Annotated in this window: 23 protein-coding genes and 1 pseudogene; 3 read left to right on the top strand and 21 right to left on the bottom strand. The window is 71.2% G+C overall.

Going from position 1 to position 24,106, the window contains the following annotated elements; genetic code table 11:
- The 3 genes from AC1Q7O_RS17475 to metE form a co-directional block, all read right to left on the bottom strand.
- On the bottom strand, positions 1-270 hold a 270-nt coding region (locus tag AC1Q7O_RS17475), incomplete at its 3' end, for a hypothetical protein (RefSeq protein ID WP_492660853.1).
- Positions 271-341: 71 nt separating this feature from the next.
- Positions 342-635, bottom strand: a complete 294-nt coding sequence (locus AC1Q7O_RS17470) for a hypothetical protein (RefSeq protein WP_492660854.1) — start codon at positions 633-635, stop codon at positions 342-344.
- Between the two features lie 297 nt (positions 636-932).
- Positions 933-3,254 (bottom strand): 5-methyltetrahydropteroyltriglutamate--homocysteine S-methyltransferase, encoded by a 2,322-nt coding sequence (gene metE, locus AC1Q7O_RS17465; RefSeq protein WP_492660855.1) that lies wholly within the window; start codon positions 3,252-3,254, stop codon positions 933-935.
- Between the two features lie 96 nt (positions 3,255-3,350).
- On the opposite strand from metE, the gene AC1Q7O_RS17460 reads away from it, so the two are divergent.
- Positions 3,351-4,274, top strand: coding sequence for a LysR family transcriptional regulator (locus AC1Q7O_RS17460; protein WP_492660856.1), 924 nt, complete (start codon positions 3,351-3,353; stop codon positions 4,272-4,274).
- A gap of 7 nt (positions 4,275-4,281) precedes the next feature.
- Here the strand turns inward: AC1Q7O_RS17460 and AC1Q7O_RS17455 are convergent, their stop codons facing one another.
- The 12 genes from AC1Q7O_RS17455 to AC1Q7O_RS17400 form a co-directional block, all read right to left on the bottom strand.
- Positions 4,282-5,031: an MgtC/SapB family protein gene (locus AC1Q7O_RS17455; protein ID WP_492660857.1), complete on the bottom strand. Its 750-nt coding sequence runs from the start codon at positions 5,029-5,031 to the stop codon at positions 4,282-4,284.
- Between the two features lie 87 nt (positions 5,032-5,118).
- The gene (locus AC1Q7O_RS17450) at positions 5,119-6,174 is read right to left on the bottom strand and encodes a protein-glutamate methylesterase/protein-glutamine glutaminase (RefSeq protein WP_492660858.1); all 1,056 of its coding nucleotides are present in this window, start codon (positions 6,172-6,174) and stop codon (positions 5,119-5,121) included.
- Positions 6,171-6,671: a chemotaxis protein CheD gene (locus AC1Q7O_RS17445; RefSeq protein WP_492660859.1), complete on the bottom strand. Its 501-nt coding sequence runs from the start codon at positions 6,669-6,671 to the stop codon at positions 6,171-6,173. The genes AC1Q7O_RS17450 and AC1Q7O_RS17445 overlap by 4 nt, the downstream gene beginning before the upstream one ends.
- A complete protein-coding gene (locus tag AC1Q7O_RS17440) occupies positions 6,668-7,489 on the bottom strand; it encodes a CheR family methyltransferase (protein ID WP_492660860.1) in 822 nt (273 codons plus the stop codon). Before AC1Q7O_RS17440 ends, AC1Q7O_RS17445 begins: the two co-directional genes overlap by 4 nt.
- Before the next feature lie 8 nt (positions 7,490-7,497).
- Entirely contained in the window at positions 7,498-8,016 is a 519-nt protein-coding gene (locus AC1Q7O_RS17435) for a chemotaxis protein CheW (RefSeq protein WP_492660861.1), read from the bottom strand.
- 15 nt (positions 8,017-8,031) lie between these two features.
- Positions 8,032-10,248: a methyl-accepting chemotaxis protein gene (locus tag AC1Q7O_RS17430; RefSeq protein ID WP_492660862.1), complete on the bottom strand. Its 2,217-nt coding sequence runs from the start codon at positions 10,246-10,248 to the stop codon at positions 8,032-8,034.
- Positions 10,249-10,268: 20 nt separating this feature from the next.
- Entirely contained in the window at positions 10,269-12,281 is a 2,013-nt protein-coding gene (locus tag AC1Q7O_RS17425; RefSeq protein ID WP_492660863.1) for a methyl-accepting chemotaxis protein, read from the bottom strand.
- A 35-nt stretch (positions 12,282-12,316) separates the two neighbouring features.
- Positions 12,317-14,509: a chemotaxis protein CheA gene (locus AC1Q7O_RS17420; RefSeq protein ID WP_492660864.1), complete on the bottom strand. Its 2,193-nt coding sequence runs from the start codon at positions 14,507-14,509 to the stop codon at positions 12,317-12,319.
- Complete coding sequence (locus AC1Q7O_RS17415) at positions 14,506-14,805, bottom strand: STAS domain-containing protein (RefSeq protein ID WP_492660865.1); 300 nt, start codon at positions 14,803-14,805, stop codon at positions 14,506-14,508. The genes AC1Q7O_RS17420 and AC1Q7O_RS17415 overlap by 4 nt, the downstream gene beginning before the upstream one ends.
- 14 nt (positions 14,806-14,819) lie before the next feature.
- Positions 14,820-15,191, bottom strand: coding sequence for a response regulator (locus AC1Q7O_RS17410; RefSeq protein WP_492660866.1), 372 nt, complete (start codon positions 15,189-15,191; stop codon positions 14,820-14,822).
- Positions 15,192-15,200: 9 nt separating this feature from the next.
- Entirely contained in the window at positions 15,201-16,310 is a 1,110-nt protein-coding gene (locus AC1Q7O_RS17405) for a methyl-accepting chemotaxis protein (RefSeq protein ID WP_492660867.1), read from the bottom strand.
- Positions 16,311-16,653: 343 nt separating this feature from the next.
- The gene (locus AC1Q7O_RS17400) at positions 16,654-17,073 is read right to left on the bottom strand and encodes a PilZ domain-containing protein (RefSeq protein WP_492660868.1); all 420 of its coding nucleotides are present in this window, start codon (positions 17,071-17,073) and stop codon (positions 16,654-16,656) included.
- Positions 17,074-17,313: 240 nt separating this feature from the next.
- Here AC1Q7O_RS17400 and AC1Q7O_RS17395 point away from each other — a divergent pair, with 240 nt between their 5' ends.
- Positions 17,314-19,590, top strand: a complete 2,277-nt coding sequence (locus tag AC1Q7O_RS17395) for a putative bifunctional diguanylate cyclase/phosphodiesterase (protein WP_492660869.1) — start codon at positions 17,314-17,316, stop codon at positions 19,588-19,590.
- Between the two features lie 178 nt (positions 19,591-19,768).
- Here AC1Q7O_RS17395 and AC1Q7O_RS17390 read toward each other — a convergent pair whose 3' ends face one another.
- Both AC1Q7O_RS17390 and AC1Q7O_RS17385 read right to left on the bottom strand, forming a co-directional pair.
- Positions 19,769-20,116 (bottom strand): FKBP-type peptidyl-prolyl cis-trans isomerase, encoded by a 348-nt coding sequence (locus AC1Q7O_RS17390; RefSeq protein WP_394513351.1) that lies wholly within the window; start codon positions 20,114-20,116, stop codon positions 19,769-19,771.
- A 30-nt stretch (positions 20,117-20,146) separates the two neighbouring features.
- A pseudogene (locus AC1Q7O_RS17385) lies at positions 20,147-20,491 on the bottom strand (FKBP-type peptidyl-prolyl cis-trans isomerase); the annotation flags it as partial.
- Between the two features lie 84 nt (positions 20,492-20,575).
- On the opposite strand from AC1Q7O_RS17385, the gene AC1Q7O_RS17380 reads away from it, so the two are divergent.
- Positions 20,576-20,938: an ankyrin repeat domain-containing protein gene (locus AC1Q7O_RS17380; RefSeq protein ID WP_492660870.1), complete on the top strand. Its 363-nt coding sequence runs from the start codon at positions 20,576-20,578 to the stop codon at positions 20,936-20,938.
- On the opposite strand, the gene AC1Q7O_RS17375 is transcribed toward AC1Q7O_RS17380, so the two are convergent.
- From AC1Q7O_RS17375 to AC1Q7O_RS17360, 4 genes are read right to left on the bottom strand one after another with little or no spacing between them, the layout of a single operon-like run.
- Positions 20,925-21,695 carry a LytR/AlgR family response regulator transcription factor gene (locus AC1Q7O_RS17375; RefSeq protein WP_492660871.1) on the bottom strand — a complete coding sequence of 257 codons (771 nt, stop codon included), beginning with the start codon at positions 21,693-21,695 and terminating at the stop codon, positions 20,925-20,927. The two genes, AC1Q7O_RS17380 and AC1Q7O_RS17375, sit on opposite strands and share 14 nt — an antisense overlap.
- Positions 21,692-22,711: a sensor histidine kinase gene (locus tag AC1Q7O_RS17370; protein ID WP_492660872.1), complete on the bottom strand. Its 1,020-nt coding sequence runs from the start codon at positions 22,709-22,711 to the stop codon at positions 21,692-21,694. The genes AC1Q7O_RS17375 and AC1Q7O_RS17370 overlap by 4 nt, the downstream gene beginning before the upstream one ends.
- On the bottom strand, positions 22,704-23,384 hold the full coding sequence (locus tag AC1Q7O_RS17365) for a hypothetical protein (RefSeq protein ID WP_492660873.1): 681 nt from the start codon (positions 23,382-23,384) through the stop codon (positions 22,704-22,706). Before AC1Q7O_RS17365 ends, AC1Q7O_RS17370 begins: the two co-directional genes overlap by 8 nt.
- Before the next feature lie 31 nt (positions 23,385-23,415).
- A complete protein-coding gene (locus AC1Q7O_RS17360; protein WP_492660874.1) occupies positions 23,416-24,078 on the bottom strand; it encodes a hypothetical protein in 663 nt (220 codons plus the stop codon).
- Positions 24,079-24,106 lie beyond the last annotated feature (28 nt).

The following is a 24,106-nucleotide window of genomic DNA, read 5'->3' as shown; positions in this document are numbered from 1 at the left end:
CCTGCAGGCGGCTGCGGCGATGTCAGAGGAGCCGGAAAGTTCTACTTCCGAGCGGTACTGAAACGGGGACAGGGTCAGAATGACTTCAGTTGTTCGCGTCGCCCGCTCTCTGAGGCGGAGCGGTGTTCGCTGAATATTGCCGTCCACATAAATACTTAGCGAACTAAGCTCAATTGGTAGGCTGGCACCAGCAACGACATAGAGCGTGACGCTGTGTCGAGCTTCAACCTCCTTCAGGAAGGCGTCGTACTCGGGCGACTTAAGGCGCATGACTGATGTCTAACGTCGGCGCTCAGCGGGCGGCGAAGCCGTCCGATGCAGCAATGGGTTCAGCCACATGCTCATTCGTGAATGGCTACTCGAACTTGGACATCGGGACGTGCGGCCGCCATTTCTCGCAGCAAATCGCGTAAGTGCCGCTCTTCCTGCGGAAGCATCACGGCAAGCCTCGGAAGGCCGCGAAGTATGACGCTCCTAGGCAACGCCCGCTTGGCCGGGCCGCAGATGGATTCATGAAGGTCGCCCCACGTGATTTCGTCGCCAAAAGGGATTCCAGCAAACTTCGCGAGCGCCTGTCGGACGAACAGCGCTGTCTGCGCCTGGGTGAGATCAATCGTTGCGGAATCAGTGCGCACGGTGTGCTGCTGAACGTGTTTTCGGGAGACAGGCGACGCCACCTAAGCAGGCGCGATGCGCCCTAAAACGGGTGATGCCATCGTAGGCAAGTGCTTGAGTCGACACAGAAAATCTCCCGCTTTGCCGCATTTCATACAGCATTAAATTTCCGGCAAAAGCGGCGCGCAGTTACAAGTTCTTGGGGACTTCTTTTGGCGCCGCCAGTCCGCGCAATGATGCCAGCCGGATCGCCACCAACGAGTCAGGGAAAGCAGCCGTCCAGCACCGCTCCTTTATCTCAGCTGGCTTGGAGTGCATCAGCCGACGAGCGCTTCTTCCCGCCGCAATTCCCTCGCCGCCTCCACCATCCTCGCGAGCGCCGCCTCCGTCTCCACCCACCCCCGCGTCTTCAACCCGCAGTCCGGGTTGACCCACAGCAGCCCCGGCGGAATGACTTGGGCGGCCTTCTTCAGCAGGCGCAGCATCTCCGCCGTGTCGGGCACGCGCGGCGAGTGGATGTCGTAGACGCCGGGGCCGATCTCGTTGGGGTAGCGGAACTGCCCGAAGCCGCGCAGCAGTTCCATGTCCGACCGACTCGTCTCGATGGTGATGACGTCAGCGTCCATCGCGGCGATCTCGGGGAGGATGTCGTTGAACTCCGAGTAGCACATGTGGGTGTGGATCTGCGTGTCGTCGCGCACCGGGCTGGCGGCCACGCGGAAGGCGCGGGTGGCCCAGGCGAGGTAGGGGCTCCACGCGTCGCGGCGCAGCGGCAGGCCCTCGCGGATGGCCGGCTCGTCGATCTGGATGACGGCGATACCGGCGGCTTCCAGGTCGGCCACCTCGTCGCGGATGGCCAGCGCGATCTGCAGCGCCGTGTCGGCGCGCGGCTGGTCGTCGCGGACGAAGGACCATTGCAGGATGGTGATGGGGCCGGTCAGCATGCCCTTCATCGGCTTGGACGTGAGGCTTTGCGCGAAGACGGTCCAGTCCACCGTCATGGCCTTGGGGCGCGACACGTCACCGAACAGCACCGGCGGCTTCACGCAGCGCGAGCCGTAGCTCTGCACCCAGCCGTTGGCCGTGAAGGCGAAGCCGGCGAGCTGTTCGCCGAAGTACTCCACCATGTCGTTGCGCTCGGCCTCGCCGTGCACCAGCACGTCCAGGCCGAGGGCCTCCTGCTTGGCGACCGCGAGTTCGATCTCGCGGTGCATGGCGTCGCGGTAGACCACCTCGGACAGCTCGCCGCGCTTGAAGGCGGCGCGGGCGGCGCGGATCTCGGGCGTCTGCGGGAAGGAGCCGATGGTGGTCGTCGGGAAGGTGGGCAGCCGCAGCCGCTGGCGTTGCGCGGCCTGGCGGGTGGGGAAGGGCGAGCGGCGCTGGTCGGCGTTCTGCGGCAGCGCCTTCAGCCGCGCGGCGACGGCCGCATTGCGCACGCGGCGGCTGCTGATGCGCGTGGCGCGGGCGACGCGTGCTTCGGCCAGCTCGCGGCTGATGCCGGCTTCATCGCCCCACAGCGCGCGCTTGAGCACGCGCAGCTCGTCCAGCTTCTCGACGGCGCCGGCCAGCCAGGACTGCAGCTCGGTGTCCAGCGCCGCGTCGTGCCGCAGGCTGAACGGTACATGCAGCAGCGAGCACGACGGCGCCACCCACAGCCGCCCGCCGCGCAGCTGCTGCACCTGGCGCAGCGTGGCCAGCGCGGCGTCCAGGTCGCTGCGCCAGATGTTGCGGCCGTCCAGGATGCCCACGGACAGCTCGCGGTCCCGCGGCAGGCGCTGCGCCACCGGCAGCAGCTCGGCCGGCGCGCGCACGGCGTCCACATGCAGGCCGGCCACGGGCAGTTCGCAGGCGAGGTCGAGGTTGTCGGCCAGCGGCGAGAAGTAGGTGGCCAGCAGCAGCGGCTGGCCGACGACGCCCAGGCGCGCGTAGGCCTGGCGCAGCGCGTCCTGCCAGGGTGGCGTGAGGTCCAGCCCGAGGATGGGTTCGTCCAGCTGCACCCAGGTCACGCCGCGGGCGGCCAGGCGGGTCAGCAGCTGTTCATAGGCGGGCAGCAGGCGCTTGAGCAACGCCAGGCGGTCGAAGCCGTCCTGCTTGCTTTTGCCGAGAAACAGGAAGCTCACCGGCCCCAGCAACGCGACCTTGGGGCTGGCGGGCAGCGCGATGGCTTCGTCCACCTCGGCCAGCAGCCGGTCGGCGTGCAGGCTGAACTCGGTGGCGGCGTCGAACTCGGGCACGAGGTAGTGGTAGTTGGTGTCGAACCACTTGGTCATCTCCAGCGCGGGCACGCCGTCGCCGTGCGGGCTGCCGCAGCCGCAGGGCGCGTCGTGGGCCGCCGCGCCGCGGGCCATCGTGAAGTAGCGTTGCAGCGGCGGCTCCTGGCCGGTAAAGCCGAAGCGGGCCGGCTCGCAGCCGAACAGCTGGATCAGCTGGGCGACGTGGTCGTACAGCGCGAAGTCGCCCACGGTGACGTGGTCCAGCCCGGCGTCGCGCTGCAGCGCCCAGTGGCGGGCGCGCAGTGCGGCGGCCTGGGCTTCCAGCGCGGCGGCCGGCAGCTCGCCGCGCCAGTGGCGCTCCAGAGCCGTCTTCAGTTCGCGGTGCTGGCCCATGCGGGGGAAGCCGAGGATATGAGTCTTGATCATGTTGAATCGAGTGATGCTGAATTCGATTCGTGATGATCCTCAGTCGGGCACAATGAATCAAACGAAACGTTTTCGGGTTCATCAACAGTTCCGCTCATGCAAACACCGCTCGAACTGCGCCATCTGCGCACGCTGGCCGCGCTGCGCGAGGCCGGCAACCTGTCCCGCGCGGCGCAGCTGCTGAACCTGACGCAGTCGGCGCTGTCCCACCAGCTCAAGGGCCTGGAGGAGCACTACGGCGCCGAGCTGTTCGCACGCAAGAGCAACCCGCTGGTGTTCGGCGTCGTCGGCCAGCGGCTGCTGAAGCTGGCAGACGCCGTGCTGCCGCAGGTGGACGAGGCCGACCGCGACGTGCGCCGTCTGGTGGACGGTTCGGCCGGCCAGCTGCGCATCGCCGTGGAATGCCACACCTGCTTCGACTGGCTGATGCCGGCGATGGACGCCTTCCGCGAGCGCTGGCCAGAGGTGGAGCTGGACATCGTGTCCGGCTTCCAGGCCGACCCCGTGGGCCTGCTGCACCAGGACCGCGCCGAGCTGGCCATCGTGTCTGACGTGGATGCCGACGAGACCGGCGTCGTCGTGCACCCGCTGTTCAGCTTCGAGATCGTCGCGCTGCTGCCCAAGGGGCATGTCTTGCTGGGCAGGCCCTGGCTGGACGCGGCGGACTTCGCCGGCCAGACGCTGATCACCTACCCGGTGCCCGACGACATGCTGGACCTGGTGCGCCGCGTGCTGCAGCCCGCCGGCATCACGCCGCCGCGCCGCACCAGCGAGCTGACGGTGGCCATGCTGCAGCTGGTGGCCAGCGGCCGCGGCATCGCGGCGCTGCCGCTGTGGGCGGTGGAGGGCTACCTGGCGCGCGGGTACGTGGCGCGGCAGCGCATCGGCGAGGGCGGGCTGACGGGGCGGCTGTACGCGGTCAGCACGCCGGGCCTGGCGGCCAAGCCCTTCCTGGCCGACTTCGTGCGGCTGATGCGCGAGACCTCGCTGCTGAACCTGGCCGGCGTGAGCCTGCTCTGAGCCCGCCTCAGTTGCGGGCGTGCGCGACGCGGTAGCCCGCCAGCCCGGGCAGCTCGGGCAGCCGGCTCGCGAAACGCGACAGCGTCTCGCGGCCGTAGTTCTGCCGTGCCGTGCAGACGAAGCGCCATTCCTGCTGCCCGTCGGTGCACTCGATGCTGACCGAGCCCGGCGCGAAGTCGTAGCCCAGGCCGGCCGCAAACGCCACCAGTTCGGCCTGCGCGAACGTGCGGCCGGGCTCGCCGCGCAGGTGCACGGCGATGGCGGGGTGCGAGGGCAGCGCGGCTTCGAGCCGGGCGCCCCACATCATCAGCGAGGCGCACAGCAGCGTCAGCGTGATGGCGGCGAAGTAGAACCCCATGCCCAGCACGATGCCGATGGCCGATGCGGCCCAGAGGGACGCGGCCGTCGTCAGGCCGGAGATGTTCATGCCCTCGCGCATGATGACGCCGGCGCACAGGAAGCCGATGCCGGTGACGACGCCCTGGATGACGCGGGTCGGGTCCATCAGCGCCGGCAGCACGGTGCCCGCGCTGCCGCCGAACCACTGGTGGGGCAGCCCCAGCAGCACGATGACGGCGGTGGAGGCCATGCAGACCAGCGCGTAGGTGCGCATGCCGGCCGCACGGCCGTGGAAGGCGCGCTCGTAGCCCAGCACCAGGCCCAGCAGGCCGGCGCCCGCGAGGTGCAGCAGCACGAGCAGGTTGGCCTGCCATTGCGACAGGGTCCAGTAGCGCAGCAACTGGTCGGTTTCGAGCATGAAGGGCAGGGGCTGAAGTGACGGTGCCACCGTAGCCCAGTTTGACGCGCGGCGCCATCGGGCCGAGCGCCGGGCGGGCGTGGTTGGTCAGCCCCTCGCGTCGAAGCGGGTCACCGCATCGGCCATGCCGTCCAGCGGCAGCACCTCGTCCACGGCGCCCAGCTTGATGGCCTCCATGGGCATGCCGAACACCACGCAGCTGGCCTCGTCCTGCGCCAGCGTGCGCACGCCCAGGTCGTGCAGCTGCTTCATGCCGCGGGCGCCGTCGTCGCCCATGCCGGTGAGCATGATGGCCAGCGCGTCGCCGTTGGTGTGCTCGGCCAGGCTGCGGAACAGCACGTCCACCGACGGCTTGTGGCGGTTCACCGGCGGGCCGTCCAGCACCACGGCGTAGTACTGGCCGGCGCTCTTGCGCAGCTTCATGTGCTTGCCGCCCGGCGCGATGAGCACGACGCCGCGCTCCAGCCGGTCGCCGTCGCGGGCCTCCCGCACGCGCATGTTGCACAGGCCGTCCAGCCGTTGCGCGTACATGGCGGTGAAGCGCTCGGGCATGTGCTGGACGATGGCGATGCCGGGCGCGTCGGCGGGCAGCGAGCGCAGGATGTGCTCGATGGCCTGCGTGCCGCCGGTGGAGCTGCCGATGACGACGGGCTTGTTGACCGACAGCGCGTGCAGCCCCGGCACGGCGACGGGCCCGCGCGGCGCGGTGCTGCCCGCGGCGGCGGGCGGCAGGCGCGCCATGCGCGGCCGCGAGCGCGCGGCGGCCTTGAGCGTGGCGATGAGTTCGCGGCGCGAATCCTCCAGGAACTGGCGCAGCCCCAGGCGCGGCTTGGCGATCACGGCAACCGCGCCCGCCGCCAGCGCGTCCACCGCGATGCGGCTGCCCTCGGTGCTCAGCGAGGAGCAGATGACCGTCGGGATGGGCGCCTCGGCCATCTGCTGGCGCAGGAACGTCAGGCCGTCCATGCCGGGCATCTCGATGTCCAGCAGCAGCACGTCGGGGCGCCGCTTGCGGATCAGCGGTGCGGCCAGGAGCGGGTTGGGCGCGCTGCCGGTGGCCTCGATGTCGGGCTGGCCCTGCAGCAGGGCCGCCATGGTCTGGCGCACGACGGCGGAATCGTCGATGACGAAGACTTTGATCATGGGGTGCTCGCTTTCGGCGCGGGGGGCGGCGCCATGTGCACGGCCTCGACCTCGGGCGCCTCGGGGCCGACGGTCCAGCGCAGCTTGCGGTAAGCGTGGCCGCCCACCGAGGCGCCCATCACGTGGACGCCGGCGCGTTGCAGGGCGGCCAGAGCCCAGGCCATGTTGGCGGCGCCGACGTTGCCCTGGGCCGCCGTGTCGCCCACCTGGCCCGGGAACATGTTGCCGCCGCCGTAGACCCAGGCCTGGCATTGCCGGGGGTCGATGCCGCGGCTGCGCAGCTGGCGCGCCATCTCGGCCAGCGCGCCGTCGCCGTAGGCGGTGTCGTGCCTGGCGGCGGGGGCGCCGGCATGCACCACATGGCACATCGCGCCGACGGTGCGGCGCGGGTCGGTCAGCACGATGGCCACGCACGACCCGAGCAGCGTCTCCAGCCGGTCGCCGCGGTCCACGCAGGCCACGTCGCCGGGGTGCAGCGTCACGCGCAGGGGTGTCATGGGCGGGCCTCCTTGCGGAAGGCCCCGGGGGCCAGCACGGTGAGCGGCGTCTTGCAGGGCACGCGGCCTTCGGCGGTACCGAGGAAGAACAGCCCGCCCGGGCGCAGTTGCGCGAGCACGCGGTCGACGACGGCGCTCTTGGTCTTGGCGTCGAAGTACAGCAGCACGTTGCGCAGGAAGACGACGTCGAACGGGCCCAGCGGCTCGATGGCGGCGCACAGGTTGAGCTGGCCGAAGCGCACGCGTTCGCGCAGCGTCTCGCGCACCTGCACCAGGCCTTCGCTGTCCCCCTCGCCGCGCAGGCAGTGGCGCTTGAGCCGCTGCGGCGTCACCTCGCGCAGCCGGTCGGCCGGGTAGATGCCCTGCACGGCGCTCTGCAGCACGCGCTCGCTGATGTCGGTGCCCAGCACCGACCAGTCCGGGCCGACGCTGCCCATCATCTCCAGGTCGGCCAGCAGCATGGCGGCGCTGTAGGCCTCGTCGCCGAAGGAGGAAGCGGCGCTCCAGACTGCGAGCTGCTGGGGCCGGGTGCGCTGCAGCTCGGCCTGCAGCAGCGCGAAGTGGGCGGGCTCGCGGAAAAAGTAGGTTTCGTTGGTGGTGAGCAGGTCCACGGCCATCTGGAACTCGCCGCCGTCGTCGGCGCTCTCCAGCAGGTCGATGTAGTCGTCGAAGCCGGCCAGGCCCAGGCGCTGCAGGCGGCCGGCCAGGCGCGAGTGCATCAGCGACTTCTTGTTGGGCCCGTAGGACAGCCCGACGCTGCCGTGCATCAGACGGGCGATGCGGGTGAAGCTGCGGTCGGACAGGGGAATGGAGGCCATTGGCGACCTCAGGCTGCCAGCGCGAGCTGGCCGCTCTCGCACAGCGCGGCCATCTCGTCGATGTCCAGCGCGCGGTCGGGGTCCAGCAGCACGAGGAAACGCTCACCGCGCTTGCCCATGCCGGCGATGAAGTCGCGACGGGTGGTGCCGCCGAACGGCGGGGCGGGCTCGATCTGGCCGGGCTCCAGCGAGATGACCTCGCAGACCGCGTCCACCATCAGCCCCAGCTCGACCCGCTCGCCGTCGCGCAGCGCGTCGAAGATGACGATGCAGGTCTTCTTGCCCACGCTGGCGGCGCCGCGGCCGAAGCGGGCCTGCAGGTCGATGACGGGCACCACGGCGCCGCGCAGGTTGATGACGCCGCGCACGAAGTCGGGCATCAGCGGTACCGGCGTCATGGCGCCGTGCTGGATGATCTCCCGCACGGTGCGGATGTCCAGGGCGAACAGCTCCGCGCCCAGCGTGAAGCTGAGGAACTGGCGCGCCTGGCTTGCGGCCTCGGCGGCTGCATCGACGGTGTGATTCATGCCGGCCTCCGGATGTCAGAAAGGGCGGAAGTTGCCGTGCGTGCCGGTGGCCTGCAGGCGTGTCGTGCCGGTGTTGCGCGGCGCGTTGCCCCGCATCGGCGAATTGGGCGCGCGGCGTTCGACGAAGGGCTGCGCGTCGTAGCGGCTGGGCACCTGGCCGACGCCGCCTTCGCCACGGGTGTTGAAGAACGCCACCGTCTGCTGCAGCTGCTCGGCCTGGCCGGAGAGTTCCTCGGACGTGGCGGCCAGTTCCTCGGACGCGCTGGCGTTCTGCTGCGTGGCCTTGCTGAGCTGGCCCATGGCGCCGCCGATCTGCGTGACGGACTGGCTCTGCTCCTGCGAGGCCGCGGCGATCTCCTGCACCAGTTCGCTGGTCTTCTGGATGCTGGGAACGATCTCGTCGAGCAGCTTGCCGGCGCGTTCGGCGGTGCTGACGCTGTTGCCGGCAAGGTCGCCGATCTCCTTGGCGGCTTCCTGGCTGCGCTCGGCGAGCTTGCGCACCTCGGCGGCGACGACGGCGAAGCCCTTGCCGTGCTCGCCGGCGCGGGCGGCCTCGATGGCGGCGTTCAGCGCCAGCAGGTTGGTCTGGTAGGCGATGTCGTCGACGATGCTGATCTTCTGCGCGATCTGCTTCATCGCGGTCACGGTCTGCGTGACGGCCACGCCGCCATCGGCGGCCTCGCGGCTGGCCTTGGTGGCCATGCCGTCGGTCACGCGGGCGTTGTCGCTGTTCTGGCCGATGCTGGCCGACATCATGTCGATGGACGCGGTGGTCTCCTCCACCGACGAGGCCTGCTCGCTGGCGGACTGCGACAGGCTCTGCGCCGTGGCGCTGACCTGGCCGGCGGCGCCGGTCAGGGCGTCGGCGGCGCTGCGCACTTCCTCAATGACGGCGGCGAGCTTCTCGCAGGTACTGTTGGCGTCGTTCTTGACCTGCTCGTAGGCGCCGTCCACCTCGGCGGTGATGCGCTGCGTGAGGTCGCCGGCCGCCAGACCGCCGAAGACGCGGCCGACGTCGGCGATGACGGCCGCGAGTTTCTCGGACGTGGCGTTGGCATCGTCCCTGAGGCCGCCGAAGACGCCGCTGTAGTCGGCCGTGATGCGCTGCGACAGGTCGCCGGTGGACAGCGCGGCGAACACGCGGCCCACGTCGCCCAGGATGACCGCCGTGGTCTCGATCAGCGCGTTCATGCCCTCGCACAGCGAGGCGACCTGGCCGGTCTTGGCATCCATGGGGATGCGCCGCGACAGGTCGCCGCTGCGTGCGGCGCTGGTCACCTGCTGGGCCTGGGCCACGGCCTCGTCCAGCATGCGCGCGGCACGCACCTGCGCGGTCACGTCGGTGGCGATCTTGACGACCTTCACGACGCGGCCCATCTCGTCCTTGACCGGCGCGTAGACGGCCTGGATCCACACGTCCTGGCCGGCCTTGTTGATGCGGTGGAACACGTCGTTCTGCGGCTTGCCGGCGTTCAGGTCGCGCCAGAACTGGGCGTAGGCCGGGCTGGCGGAGAGCGCGCCATCGCAGAACATGCGGTGGTGGTGGCCCTTCACCTCGTCCAGGCTGTAGCCCATGACGGCGAGGAAGTTCTCGTTGGCCGTCAGCACCTGGCCGTCGAGGTCGAACTCGATGTAGGCGTAGCTGCGGTCGATGGCGGCCAGGATGCCGCGGGCGTTCTGGCGCTCGATCTCCTGCTCGGTGATGTCGTAGCGCACGCCGAGGTATTTCATCGGCTTGCCGTTGTCGCCCAGGATGGGGGCGATGACGGCGTCGACGTAGTAGGGCGTGCCGTCCTTGGCGCGGTTCTTGACGACGCCGCGGAAGATCTCGCCGCGGCCGATGGTGGACCACATCTGCTTGAACACCTCCTTGGGCATGTCGGGGTGGCGCGTGGTGTTGTGGCCGTGGCCGATCAGTTCGCTGCGGCCGTACTTGGAGACCTGCAGGAACTTCTCGTTGATGGACAGGATGTCGCCCTTCCTGTCCGCCTCCGACACGATGCTGGTGACATTCATGATGTCGGTGCGCACCTTGAGTTCCGCCTCGACGAGCTTCAGTCGCGCCTGCATCTCGTCACGCTCGGTCCGCAGCTCATCGCAGCTGCGTTCGGCGGCCGCACGGGCCTGCTCGGCTGCGCTGCGGGCCTCGTCGGCGGTGGCGCGGGCCTGCTCGGCAGCGTCGATGCGATCGCCGGCCAGCATGCGGGTCAGCCAGGGGGTGGTAGCAGTCATGGGTTGCCTCTCGGTGCGGTTCAGAACGGGCGGAAGTTGCCGTGTGTGCCAGTGGCCTGCGCGGTGCTGATGGGCGTGCGCGGGCCTGGCTGGCCGCGCATGGGTGAGTGGGGCGCGCGGCGCTCGACGAAGGGCGCGGCGCCGGGGCGGTTCGATGTCCTCGCGCTGCCTTCCACGCGGGTCGTGAAGAAGGCGACGGACTGCTGCAGCTGCTCGGCCTGGCTGGACAGTTCCTCGGACGTGGCGGCCAGTTCCTCGGACGCGCTGGCGTTCTGCTGCGTGGCCTTGCTGAGCTGGCCCATGGCGTCGCCGATCTGCGAGACCGACTCGCTCTGCTCCTGCGAGGCCGCGGCAATCTCCTGCACCAGTTCGCTGGTCTTCTGGATGCTGGGGACGATCTCGTCGAGCAGCTTGCCGGCGCGCTCGGCGGTGCTGACGCTGTTGCCGGCGAGGTCGCCGATCTCCTTGGCGGCTTCTTGGCTGCGCTCGGCGAGCTTGCGCACCTCGGCGGCGACGACGGCGAAGCCCTTGCCGTGCTCGCCGGCACGGGCGGCCTCGATGGCGGCGTTCAGCGCCAGCAGGTTGGTCTGGTAGGCGATGTCGTCGACGATGCTGATCTTCTGCGCGATCTGCTTCATCGCGGTCACGGTCTGCGTGACGGCCACGCCGCCGTCGGCGGCCTCGCGGCTGGCCTTGGTGGCCATGCCGTCGGTCACGCGGGCGTTGTCGCTGTTCTGGCCGATGCTGGCCGAGATCATCTCGACGGAGGCGGTCGTCTGTTCCGCGGACGCCGCCTGCTCGCTGGCCGACTGCGACAGGCTCTGCGCGGTGGCGCTGACCTGGCCGGCGGCGCCGGTCAGGGCGTCGGCGGCGCTGCGCACCTCCTCGATGACGGCGGCGAGCTTCTCGCCGGTGCCGTTGGCGTCGTCCCGCACCTTGGCGAACACGCCGGCGTAGGCGTGGGTGATGCGCTGCGAGAGGTCGCCTTCCGCCAGCGCGCCAAAGACCCGGCCCACGTCGTCGAAGATGACCGCCGTGGTCTCCATCAGCGCGTTGACGCCCTCGCACAGCGTCCGCACGGCGCCCGACTTGCCGTCCATCGGGATGCGTTGCGCCAGGTCGCCTTCACGGGCGGCGCTGGTCACCTGCTCCGCCTGGGCGACGGCCTCGTTGAGCATGCGGGTGGCGCGCATCTGCTCCGTCACGTCGGTGGCGATCTTGACGACCTTCACGACGCGGCCCATCTCGTCCTTGACCGGCGCGTAGACCGCCTGGATCCACACCTCCTGGCCCGACTTCGCGATGCGGCGGAAAACGTTGTTCTGCGGCCGCCCGGCGTTGAGGTCCTGCCAGAACAGCGCGTACTCGGCGCTGGCGGCGAACGGTGCGTCGCAGAACATGCGGTGGTGCCGGCCCTTGACCTCCTCCAGGCTGTAGCCGAGGGTCTTCAGGAAGTTGTCGTTGGCGTGCAGGACGTGGCCCGTCAGGTCGAACTCGATGAAGGCGTAGCTCTGATCGATGGCGGCCAGGATGCCGCGGGCGTTCTGGCGCTCGATCTCCTGCTCGGTGATGTCGTAGCGCACGCCGAGATATTTCATCGGCTTGCCGTTGTCGCCCAGGATGGGGGCGATGACGGCGTCGACGTAGTAGGGCGTGCCGTCCTTGGCGCGGTTCTTGACGACGCCACGGAAGATCTCGCCGCGGCCGATGGTGGACCACATCTGCTTGAACACCTCCTTGGGCATGTCGGGGTGGCGTGTGGTGTTGTGGCCGTGGCCGATCAGCTCGCTGCGGCCGTACTTGGAGACCTGCAGGAACTTCTCGTTGATGGACAGGATGTCGCCCTTCTTGTCCGCCTCCGACACGATGCTGGTGATGTTCATGATGTCGGTGCGCACCTGCAGTTCGCTTTGTGCGAGCTTGAGGCGGCTCTCGGCATCGGCGCGCGCTGCCTCGGCGGCCAGTCGGGCGTTCTCGGCGGCGTGGAGTTCCTTGCCGGCCAGCAGGCGGGCGATCCAGGAGGGGGAAGTCATGTGGGTTGTCCTTTGCAGCGGTTGCGGTTGCCGGATCAGGAAGATGTGCGTTCGGCGATGGGGGGGCTGGCCAGCCTCGGGCGACGCGGCTCGGCGGCCAGCTGGCCAAGCGCCGGCACGTCGAAGATCAGCGCGACTTCGCCGTTGCCCAGGATGGAGGAGCCCGACACGCCCCGCAGGCTGCGGAACAGCCGCCCCAGCGGCTTGATGACCGTCTGGTGCTGGCCGAGCAGCGCATCCACGAGCACGCCGAAGCGGGCATGCCCCGACTTCAGCACGACGATGCTGCCGCGCGCGGCGACAGGCCCGCCGATGTCGTACAGCGTGCGCAGGCTGACGACCGGCAGCACCTGCCCGCGCAGCTCGACGACGCCGCGCCCGCGGCTGTCGAGGGTGGCGTCGCCCGCCCGGCCCTCGATGACCTCCACGACGGTATCGAGCGGGAAGATGAAGCGCGCGTCGCCGACGGAGATCAGGAAGCCGTCGATGATGGCCAGCGTCAGCGGCAGGCGGATCTCGATGTTCGATCCCCGGCCCTCCGTGCTGTCGAGCAGCACGCTGCCGCGCAGCGCCTCGATGTTGCTGCGCACGACGTCCATGCCCACGCCGCGGCCGCTGAGGTTGGTGACCTTCTCGGCCGTGGAGAAGCCGGGCTCGAAGATGAGGCGCAGGATGGCCTCGTCGTCCGGCACGACGCCGGCTTCCACCAGGCCGCGCGCCCAGGCACGCTCCAGCACCTTGTGGCGCTGGATGCCGCGGCCGTCATCGGTGATGCAGATGACGATGCTGCCGGCCTCGTGGCGGGCGGACAGCGTCAGCCGGCCCTGTGGCGGCTTGCCTGCCGCCTCGCGCTGCGCGGCGGTCTCCAGCCCGTGGTCCAGCGCGTTGCGCACGAGGTGCATCAGCGGGTCGGCGATGCGCTCCACGACGCTCTTGTCGAGCTCGGTCTCGCCGCCCTGGATCTCGAGCTGCACGTCCTTGCCCAGCTCGGCGGCGGTGTCGCGCACCACGCGGCGAAAGCGCGCGAAGGTCTCGCCGATGGGCACCATGCGCAGCTGCAGCGTGCCGTTGCGGATCTCCTCAATGAGGCGGCTGATCTGCTCGTTGGCTTCCATCAGCTGGCGCTGCTGCGTCTCGCGGGCCAGCAGCGCGGCGCCGGCGCCGGCGATCACCAGCTCGCCCAGCAGGTTGATGACGGCGTCCAGCCGGTTGGCCTGCACGCGGATGAAGCGGTGGTCGTCGCCCGCTGCGGTGGCCGGCGCGTCGGCGCGCTGGCGGCGCTGCTTGCGCAGCGCGGCATCCACCACCTGCGGGGCCAGGCCGGTCTGTTCGGTCAGCAGCTGGCCCAGCAGCGCCGGCTCGCCCTGCGCGGCCGCTGCCTGCTGGCTGCGCAGGCCCTGCTGCAGCTGGGCCGGGCTGATGGCGCCCACGGCCACCAGGATCTCGCCCAGCCGCGGGTTGCCCGGCATGGCGTCGATCAGGTCGGCGAACTGGGCCGGCGTGGCGCCGGGTGTGATGACGTGCAGCTGGCAGTCTTCGCGCACGAAGCTGAAGGCGTCCTCGATCTGCTCGCGGCTGACCTCCGTGGCCAGGCCGAACAGGAAGCCCAGGTGGCAGCTCTCCGGGTCCAGCGCCTCCAGCAGCGGCACGCCGCCGACGTCGCAGACGATGTGGGTGATCTCGCCCAGGCCGCGCACGTAGTTCAGCACGGCCAGCGGGTCCATGCCGTTGCGGAACACGTCGCTGCCGAACGCCACGGACACATGCCACGGCCGGCGGTTGGGCGCGGGCATCGGGCTGCCGGGTTCGGCGGCCACGGCCGGCGTCACGCCGGCGGCAGCCTGCAGCCGCGCCACCAGCGCGTCGCGCTGCGTGGCGGCGTCGGCGTCCTGCGGCGCGCCGCCGGCCTCGGCCACCAGCGCGCGGATCTGGTCATTGCATTGCAGCAGCAGCGTGCTGAGCTCGGGCGTGAGCGCCACCTGGCCTTCGCGGACGCGCTGCAGCAGCGTCTCGACGTGGTGGGTGAAGTCCACCACGGCATCCAGCCCGAACAGGCCGGCCGAGCCCTTCACGGTGTGGGCGCAGCGGAACAGCGCGTTCAGCAGCTCGATGTCGCCGGGGCAGCTCTCCAGCTGCAGCAGCAGCGCCTCCAGGCTTTCGACCTGCTCCTCGGCCTCGCTGAGGAAGGCGGGCAGGGCCTCGGCAATGAAGTCGGCATCCTGGGTCATGCGGCCTCCGGGGTAGGGTGGTGCGCGGTCTGCGCCAGCCAGCCGGCCAGGCCGAGGGCCGTGCAGGCCTCGCGCAGCGGTCGGCTCGGGGCGCGCAGCTGCAGCGCCACGCCGCGCGCGGCCAGGCTGTGCTGCAGCGCCACCAGCAGCTGCATGCCGGCGCCGTCCACCTGGTCGACGGCGCTGGCGTCTGCCGTGGCGTCGGGGCCGGTGTGCTGCGCCGCCCAGGCCAGCCACCGCGGGTGCAGCTCGGCGGCGGTGTAGATGCTCAGCTCGGCAGGGAGCAGCAGTTCCATGGGGCCTCCGGCGCTCATGGCAGCACCAGCTTGGACACGGCGTCCAGCAGCTGCGGCGGGTTGAAGGGCTTCACCATCCACGCCTTGGCGCCGGCCTGGCGGCCCCGGGTCTTCGCGTCCTCCTCGCCCTCGGTGGTCAGCATGACGACCGGGATGAAGCGGTGGCGCGGGTGGGCCTTCAGCTGCGTCACGAAGGTGATGCCGTCCATCCTCGGCATGTTCACGTCGCAGACGATGAGGTGCACCTTGGGCGCCTGGTTCAGCGCCTCCAGCCCGGCGAGGCCGTCGCCGGCCTCCAGCACGTCGTAGCCGGCGCGGGTCATGGCCAGGCGCACGACGGTGCGCAGGGAACTGGAGTCGTCGACGATGAGAATGGTCTTGGCCATGCGGGCTCCTCAGAAGAAGGTGGTCTCTAGGTTTCGGGCCGGCGTGGCCTGCACGGGCTGGCCGTGCGAGACGGCGCGCTGCTCGGCCGTCGTGTAGCCGGCTGCCAGCAGCTCGCGCCAGTGGTCGGCGTCCGGGGCCTGGTCGGCGGCGGCCGACTCCTGCAGGACGGCGGTGGCCTGCGCCATGGAGCCGCGCAGCTGGTCCAGGATCTGGTGCACGCGGTCCTGGAACTGGAAGGCCATCAGCAGTTGCTCCACCTGGGCCCTGACCAGCTCGCCCTGGGTGCTCTGCTCGGCGCTGCGCTGCTGCAGCGCGGCCACCGTGGCGTTGACCTGCGCCACCACCTCGCCCACGGTCTGCTCCGAGGCCTGGATGGCCTGTGCGTCCTGGGCTGCCTGGCTGGTGGCCTGCCGCAGCGCCTGCTGCATGCGTTCGTTGAAGTCGGTCAGTTGGCCGCCGATGCGCCGGCCCGTGTCACCCGACTCGGCCGACAGCCGGCGCACCTCGCTGGCCACGACGGCGAAGCCGCGGCCGGCGGGGCCGGCGCGTGCCGCCTCGATGGCGGCATTGATCGACAGCAGGTTGGTCTGGCGCGCGAGGCTGGACACGTCTTCGGCCATGGTGTGCAGCCGCCCGGATGCCTCGCCCAGCGTGCGCACGGTGCCCAGCGTTTCATCGCGCGACTGCACGAAGCCGTCGAAGTTGCGCAGCAGGCCGCGCAGCTGCTCGTCGCAATGCGCCAGCAGGGCCAGCCGGGCTTCGCCGTTGCCGTCGCCGGGGCCCGCCAGCCCGTCCAGCTGCTGGAGGATGTCGCCGAACGACGCGAGCATCTGCTCGACCGCGTCGCGCAGCTGCGTCTGCGCCGTGCTCACGTGGGTGGCCCAGGTGGTGGCGGCCTCGTCCAGTCGGGCGGTGAGCTGGCGATGCCGCGCCGCGGTGGCATCGGCCGGCTCCTGGCCCAGGCGGGCCAGCAGGCCCTGCAGCGCCAGCAGGCCGCCTGCCAGGCTCCACTGGGCCCAGGCCGCCGTCACGACACCGGCCGCCAGCGCGCCGCCGGTTGCCAGCCAGGCCGCGGCAATCCAGGGCAGGCGAGCACGCCCGGCGCCGGGTCGCTGCAAGAGGTGGGTGAATCGCAAAAATGCTGTTTTGATCATTTCTTGCCGTGCCTGCAAGGCGTCGCTCCCAGGAGGTCCGGAGCTGCCGCTGGCAATGTCTTGAAATCGAATAAATCGTTGGTATCAATTTTGCCAAATTTGAGGGGCGGAAAAGCCATGGCGCCGCGGCGGCGGGGCGCGAATCGGGTGTTTCCGGAACTTTTTGGCGAAGCGGCACGAGCGCCGCGGGCGTCATCCCGACGCGGGCGCGACCGTGTCGCCGGGCATCAGCACCGGCGCACGGGCGAGGGGCCGCCTGGTTGGCGGCTAGGCAGGCGCGGCCGTTGTGCGCGGCCGCGGGGTGGCGTCAGGCCAGCGCGGTCATCCGCTCCACGAGCACGCAGCGCACCCACTTGCGTGCGGTGATCTGCGCCGTCTGCGTGCGCAGGAACTCCTCGGCCTGCGAGTGGGCCGACTCGAACTCGAAGCCGCACAGCTGCACGATGCGGCTCAGCGGCCGGCTCCACACGCGGCGCACCGAGGCGCTGAACAGCGGCACGCCGTCGTCCTCGCCCAGCAGCAGGCGCAGTTCGTAGTGCTGCGCGTCCAGCGGCGGCTCGGCGGCGGCCAGGACCTGCAGGCCTTCCTCGCTGAGGTTGACGACCACGCCGCCACGTGCGTCGGCCAGGCTCTGGGGCTTGATGACCCAGACTGGCAACTGCTCGTGTTCCTCGGGGACGAGGAAGAACTCGACGCGCGGGGAACGGCGTTGGTCGGTCACGGACATGGCGGAGTGCTCCATTCAAGTGGCAGGCGGATGATGCAAACGACACGCAGAAGACCAGCGTCCCATGACATCGTGGTGAAGTCGCTCGTTACTATGCAGCGCAAGAGGGACAGCACGGCAGAAAGCGCATTCATGACGCGGGCTGAAGGGATTTGGGGGCGGTTGCGGCGGACGTTCGAGCTGTATGTTGACAGCGATGCGGAGTCTGCGCGCGTCCGTGCGGAACATCTTGACCAATTGGTGCGGCTGACGCCGGCGCTGATGGCGGCCAACCTGCTGGCCGGCGGCCTGGTGTGCCTGGCCGTGGGCCGCGCCGGCGGCGCCTGGCTGGCCGGCTGGCTGGGCCTGCTGCTGCTGCTGTCGTCGGCGGGGCTGTACGGCTGGTGGACGCGACGGGGCCGCAAGCCCGGCACGGTGTCGGCCAAGGGCTACCGCCGTGGCAGCTGGCATGCAGCGCTGCTGGGCCTGTGCTGGGGGCTGGCGGCGGCCTGGTGGTTTGTGCCGGCTGCGCCGGCGGAGCGCGTGCTGATCGCCACGCTGGTGACGGGCATGCTGGGCGCCGGCGCGTTCGCGCTGGCCATGCTGCCGCTGGCCAGCCTGGCCTACACCTGGCTCATCGTGGCCGGCTCGCTGCTGGCGCTGTGGCGGGCGGGCGATCCGATCTTCCTGGCCGTGGGGGCGCTGCTGCTGGCCTATGCCGGCGTCGTCTCGCTGGCGGCGATGGCGCTGGCGCGGCAGTCCACCGCGCTGCTGCGGGCGCGTTTCTCGCACGCGCGGCAGCAGCAGGTGGTGTCGCTGCTGCTGCGGGACTTCGAGGAGAACGCCAGCGACGCGCTGTGGGAGACCGATGCCGCCGGCCACCTGGTGCACCGCTCGGCGCGGCTGTCCGCGTTGCTGGGCCTGCCGCAGGAGCGGCTGGGCGAGGTGCGGCTGCCGCAGTGGTTCGCCGCGCGGTCGCAGCAGGCCGGGCCGCTGCTGGCCGCCTGGGCGCTGGGCCGGCCGTTCCGCGACCTCAAGCTGCAGCTGGGGCGCGGCGAGCAGGCGCGCTGGTGGGCGCTGAGCGCCAAGCCCATTGCCGCCGCGGACGGCACCACCGGCGGCGGCTGGCGCGGCGTGATCGCCGACATCACCGAGGCCCAGCGCTTCGAGAACCAGCTGCGCCTGCAGGCCGAGCAGGACGCGCTGACCGGGCTGGCCAACCGGCGCAACCTGATGAATGCCGCGCAGGCCGCCATGGCACTGGGCCAGCCGGGCTGGCTGCTGTCCATCGACCTGGACCACTTCAAGGTCATCAACGACAGCTCGGGGCACACCACCGGCGACGAGGTGCTGCGCGTCGTGGCGGGCCGGCTGCTGTCGCTGGTGGAGGAGGGCGACCTCGTCGGCCGGCTGGGCGGTGACGAGTTCGCGATGCTGCGCCTGGGCACCTCGCCCCGGCGTGCGCCGCAGGCGATGGCCGCGCTCATCATCGACAGGCTCAGCGAGCCCATCGAGGTGGGCCCGAAGCGCCTGCACGTGGGCGCCAGCGTGGGCCTGGCGCGGCTGGACCCGGGCGTGGCCAACGTCGAGGACCTGATGGTCAACGCCGACCTGGCGCTGTACGACGCCAAGCGCTCGGGGCGCGGCCGCAGCGTCGTCTACGCCAGCTCGCTGGGCGCCGCCAGCCGGCGCATGCACACCGTCGAGCAGGCCTTGCGCGAGGGCCTGGCGCAGGGGCAGTTCGAACTGCACTTCCAGCCCAAGGTCGACTCGCAGACGCTGCAGGCGCTGGGTGTCGAGGCGCTGATGCGCTGGGAGCATCCGACGCTGGGCTCCATCTCGCCGGGCGAGTTCATCCCGGCGGCCGAGCGCTGCGGCCTCATCCACGAGCTGGGTGCGCTGGCGCTGAAGCAGGCCTGCCTGGCCGCGCGCCAGCTGCCGGGGCTGAACGTGGCGGTCAATGTGTCGCCGCTGCAGCTGATGGAGCCGGGCTTCGTCGAGAGCGTGGAGCGCGTGCTGGTGCGCGCCGGCGTGGGGCCGTCGCTGCTGCACCTGGAGGTGACCGAGTCGCTGATGCTGGAGGACGCGCAGGCCGCGCTGCGCCGGCTGCACGCGCTGCGCGAGCTGGGCGTGCATGTGGCGCTGGATGACTTCGGCACCGGCTTCTCGTCGCTGGCCTACCTGCGCGCGTTCCCGTTCCACACGCTGAAGATCGACCGCTCCTTCGTGCGCTCGCTGACCGAGCACGCCGATGCGCGCGCCATCGTCAACACCATCGTGCAGATGGCCCGCGTGCTGGGCATGCGCACGGTGGCCGAGGGCGTGGAGACCGAGCGCGAGCTGGCCATCATCCGCACCATCCGCTGCGACGAGGTGCAGGGCTACCTCGTCGCGCGGCCCATGCCGCTGCCCAAGCTCCGCGACTGGCTGGCCGGCCGGCCGCTCACGGGGCCGGTCGACGACGTGGACTCCCGCATCCTGCCGTGGCGGCTGACGCAGTACTCACCGCCGACGACGATGTTCAGCACCGAGCTGTAGCCCACCGCCGGGTGTTGCCCGGGTCGAGAGCCAGGGCGCCGGGCGTCGGGCTTTCATCGGGCCGAGCGCCGGGCCGCCCCAAGCCGGCCCGTCTGGCGATGTGCTTGCGGCTAGACGCCGCAAGCATCGCCGTCCCCTCGGGGGACCGGCCAAGGTACTCCTTGGACGAGGGGCTCCGTCAGACGGACAACAGATCCACCTCGAACAGCAGCGTTGCATTCGGCGGGATCACGCCGCCGGCGCCGTAGGCGCCATAGCCCAGCTCGGGCGGCAGCACCAGCATGCGCGTGCCGCCCACCTTCATGCCCTGCACGCCCTCGTCCCAGCCGGCGATGACCTCGCCGCCGCCGAGGCGGAACTTGAAGGGCTGGCCGCGGTCCTTGCTGGAGTCGAACTTCTTGCCCTTCATGCCGTCCTTGTAGAGCCAGCCGGTGTAGTGCACCGACACGCGCTGGCCCTTGGCGGCCTCGGCGCCGTCGCCGACCGTGCGGTCCTCGTATTGCAGGCCGCTGGAGGTGGTGTGCAGGTTCAGCTCCACGGGCTCGGGGCCGCCGGCCACGCCCAGCAGCTCCACGTCGAAGCACAGCGTCGCGTTCGGCGGGATCACGCCGCCGGCGCCGCGCGCGCCGTAGCCCAGCTCGGCCGGGATGATGAGCGTGCGCTTGCCGCCGATCTTCATGCCCTGCACGCCTTCGTCCCAGCCGCGGATGACCATGCCGGCGCCCAGCTCGAACTCGAACGGGTCGCTGCGGTCCTTGCTGGAGTCGAACTTGGCGGCCTTGGCGCCGTCGACCCACAGCCAGCCGGTGTAGTGGACGGTGACGTCCTGGCCGGCCACCGCCGTCTTGCCGTCACCCTCGACGGTGTCTTCGAACTGCAGGCCGCTGGGCGTGGTGTTCATGGGGAAATCCTTGCGTTGGAGAAACGGGCGATTGTCGCCTGCGCCTATAGAGTCCGGCCGTCGGCGCTTCAGCAGGGACGGGTCATGTCGGGTGGGAACTGGAAGGAGATGTATCAGGCGGGTTGCGAGGGCGACCTCGCGCTGGTCGAGTACCACGTCAAGGCGGGCGTGGACGTCAACTACGCCCACCCGGAGTTCCTGTCCACGCCGCTGGTGGCCGCCATCCTGGCGGGCCAGGAGGCGGTGGCGCTGTACCTGCTGGCGAACGGCGCGGCGCCCGACCTGCCGTCCGAATTCGACGCGGCCACGCCGATGCTGGCGGCGCGGCGCAGCGGGCTGGCGGCCGTGGAGGACCGGCTGTACGAGCTGGGTGTCGCCCGGCCGGCGCCGGCGTCCGCGCCCCGCGGCTGGCTGGCGCGGCTGCTGGGCCGCGCTACATCGGCTTGAAGCGCGACTGGAAGCTCTGGCTGACCGGCAGCCGCGTGTCGCTGCCCTTGAGCAGCACTTCCATGCCGGTGAGCCGCCGCTCGACGCGGGCCACATGCGCCAAGTTGATGACGACGGCCCGGTGGATCTGCCAGAACTGACCCGGGTCCAGCTGCGCCAGCAGCTCGCGCAGCGACAGCCGCAGCAGGAACTCGCCCTCCGCCGTCACCGCGCAGGTGTACTTGTTGTCGCTGCGGAAGTGCGTCACGTCGGCCGCCATGACGAGGTGCAGCCGCTCGCCCTGCGAGGCCTGCAGCCAGCGCAGCGGTGCCGCGGCTGGCGGCGGCGCGCCGGCCGGTGCCAGCGTGGGCGGCGCCCACTGCTGCAGCCACTGCGCCAGCTGCGCCGGTGGCCACTGCAGGCGTTGCTGCAGCCGCTGCACGGTCTCGCGCAGGCGGGCTTCGGCCAGCGGCTTGAGCAGGTAGTCGATGGCGCCGTGCTCGAAGGCCTGCACCGCGTGCGCGTCGTAGGCGGTCACGAAGACGATGTGGGCCAGGCCCTTCAGGCGCCGTGCCAGCGACAGGCCGTCCAGCCCCGGCAGGCGGATGTCGACGAACACGATGTCGGGGCGCAGGTCCAGCGCCAGCGCCAGGCCCTGGTCGCCGTCCTCGGCCTCGGCCAGCACCTGCAGCTGCGGCCACAGCTGGGCCAGCCCGTCGCGCAGCCGCTGGCGGGGCAGGGCTTCGTCTTCGATGAGGAGCGCGGTGGGGGTGTTCATGCGGCGGCGGTCAAGGGCAGGGTGATGCGGGCCAGCACGCCGCCACCGTCGGCCTGCTGGATGCTCAAGTGTGCGGCGGGGCCGTAGAGGCTGGCGAGGCGGTCGCGCACGTTGGCCAGCCCCAGGCCCTGCGACGCGCCGGCGGCGGGCGAAGCGGGCTGCAGGCCGGCGCCGGTGTCGGCCACCTCCACCACCAGCCGCTCGCCATCGCGGCGCGCGCCGACGCGGATGCTGCCGCCCGGCGCCAGCGGCTCGATGCCATGGCGCACCGCGTTCTCCACCAGCGTCAGCAGCATCAGCGGCGGTATCGCATGGGCGGCGCAGTCGGCGTCGGCCTGCACGTGGAATCGCAGCCGCGCGCCCAGCCGCGTGGCCATCACGGTCAGGTAGGCGCGGGTCAGCTCGAACTCCTTGCCGACCGTGGACAGCGGCTCGCGCAGCGACGGCAGCGCCAGGCGCAGGTAGTCGTGCAGCTCGCCCAGGAAGCGTTCGGCCGTGGCGGGCTGCTGGCGGATCAGCTGCTGCAGGCTGGCCAGCGCGTTGAACAGGAAATGCGGCTCCACCTGGGCCTGCAGCGCCTTCAGCTCGGCCACGCTGACCTGGCGGGCCAGGTCGGCCATGGCCGCCTGCTGTTCGGCCTGGGCCACGCGCAGCCGCACGGCCTGCCCCTCGCGCCAGCGCCACCAGCGCAGCGGCAGGTGCACCAGCACCGCAAAGCCCCAGGCCGGCAGCGCCAGCCGCGCGACCTCCCAGGCCTGGCCCCAGGGCACGCCGCGCGGGCCCGGCACCAGGGCCAGCCCCAGCAGCGCGCCGGCGGCCGCGGCCACCGGCACGCCCACGGGCCACCACCGCCAGCGCAGCACCAGCAGCGCGGCGCTGTAGGCCAGCCACAGCTGGGCCGACAGCACCAGCCAGCGCGCGCCTGGCCATTGCAGTGCGGCCAGCGCCCAGCCGGCCCAGAAGATCAGGCCGGGCAGCAGCGTGGCCAGCAGCCGGGTGGGCAGGCGCTCAGTCAAGGCGGGCATTGGCGAGGGGTTGCGGCGGCACCTGCGCCATCACGCGGCGGCTCTCGGCGAAGCTCTGGCGGGCGCGGGCCCAGTCGATGTTCAGCGTGGTGGCCGTCACGGGCACGTCGGGGCCCACGACGTCGAAGCGAAGCTGGCGCGCCCACAGCTGGCCTTCGCCCACCAGCGCCAGGCCGACGCTGATCAGCGGCGCATCGGCCGGTACGTCCATGACGACGCTGACCGGCTGCCAGTCGCCACCGGGCTGCACGGCGCTGCCGGGTGGCAGGCGGTGCTCCACGCCCGGGGCACCCTCGGCCATGCGGTTGAGCATGCCGCCGTCGCCGGGCGTGAGGTAGACCCCGGCCCACGGCGCGGCGCCCTCGGCTCTCATCTCGGCGCTGAAGCGCACGCGCTGGCCGGCGTAGCCGTAGGCCGGCTGCGTCAGCGCGCCGACGTTGGGGCCCAGCGGCAACTGGGGGCGCGTCGAGCGGATCGTCAGCGTGGGTGTGCCGGCGGCGTCGCCGACCGGGGTGAGGCCGATCTCGAAGCCGTTGCTGGTATCGGGCTTGTCGCTGTGCGAGATGGCGAAGACATGCCAGCCGTCCGGCACGCGGGGCGCGGCGGCGCTGACGCTGAGCACGAAGGCGGCCAGGGGAACGAGGGCCAGGGCGCGGTAGTCCATGAGGGTCTCCTGATTCGGGGTGTGGCGGGGCTCAGCGCAGTGCCAGGTTGCTGGGCGGCGTGGGCTGGCCGGCCTGGGCGCGCTGGTTGCGCCCGATCAGCTCGCGCAGCGCGGCGGTCTGTGCGGCGGCGAAGCGGTGCGTCGTCAGCGGCGTGTCGGTGCCGACGACCTCCAGCCTGAAGCCGCGCGCCCATACCTGCCCGTTGCCCAGTAGCGCCAGGCCCACGGTGGCGGCGCCCATGCCGTCGGCCGGGACGTCGGCGACGACGCTGACCTCGCACCAGTCCGCGCAGGCCGCGGCACCGGCCTGCGCGGCGGGCTCGGGTTCGTCGGCGCTCGTGGGCAGCAGGTACAGCGGCAGGAAGCCGTCGCGCACCACCAGCCCGGCCCAGCCGTCGGCGCCGGTGGCCTTGACCTCGGCCGTGAAGCGCACCCGCTTGCCGGTGTAGCCGACGACGCTCTGCCAGACGGCGCCCAGCTCGGTGGGCTGGCGCCGGCCCAGGGATTGCACGGTCAGCGCACGTGCAGCTTGCTGCTCGGTGGTGGGCGCCACGCCGTAGGCATAGGTCGCGCTGGCCGGCCAGGTGAGGCTGGCGCCGCCCTGCCAGCCGGTCGGCAGGCGCAGGGGCTCGGCGCTGCTGGCGCTGAGCGCCAGCACGGCGATGGGAATGGCGAAGAGGCTGCGGTAGTCCATGGTGAGGTGCGTGTGGGTGGCTGACGGG

It is taken from the genome of Roseateles sp. GW823-FHT07B05, from assembly GCF_058794515.1.
Note: the sequence above shows the minus strand (reverse complement) of the source record. Positions and strands in the feature narration are given on the sequence as shown.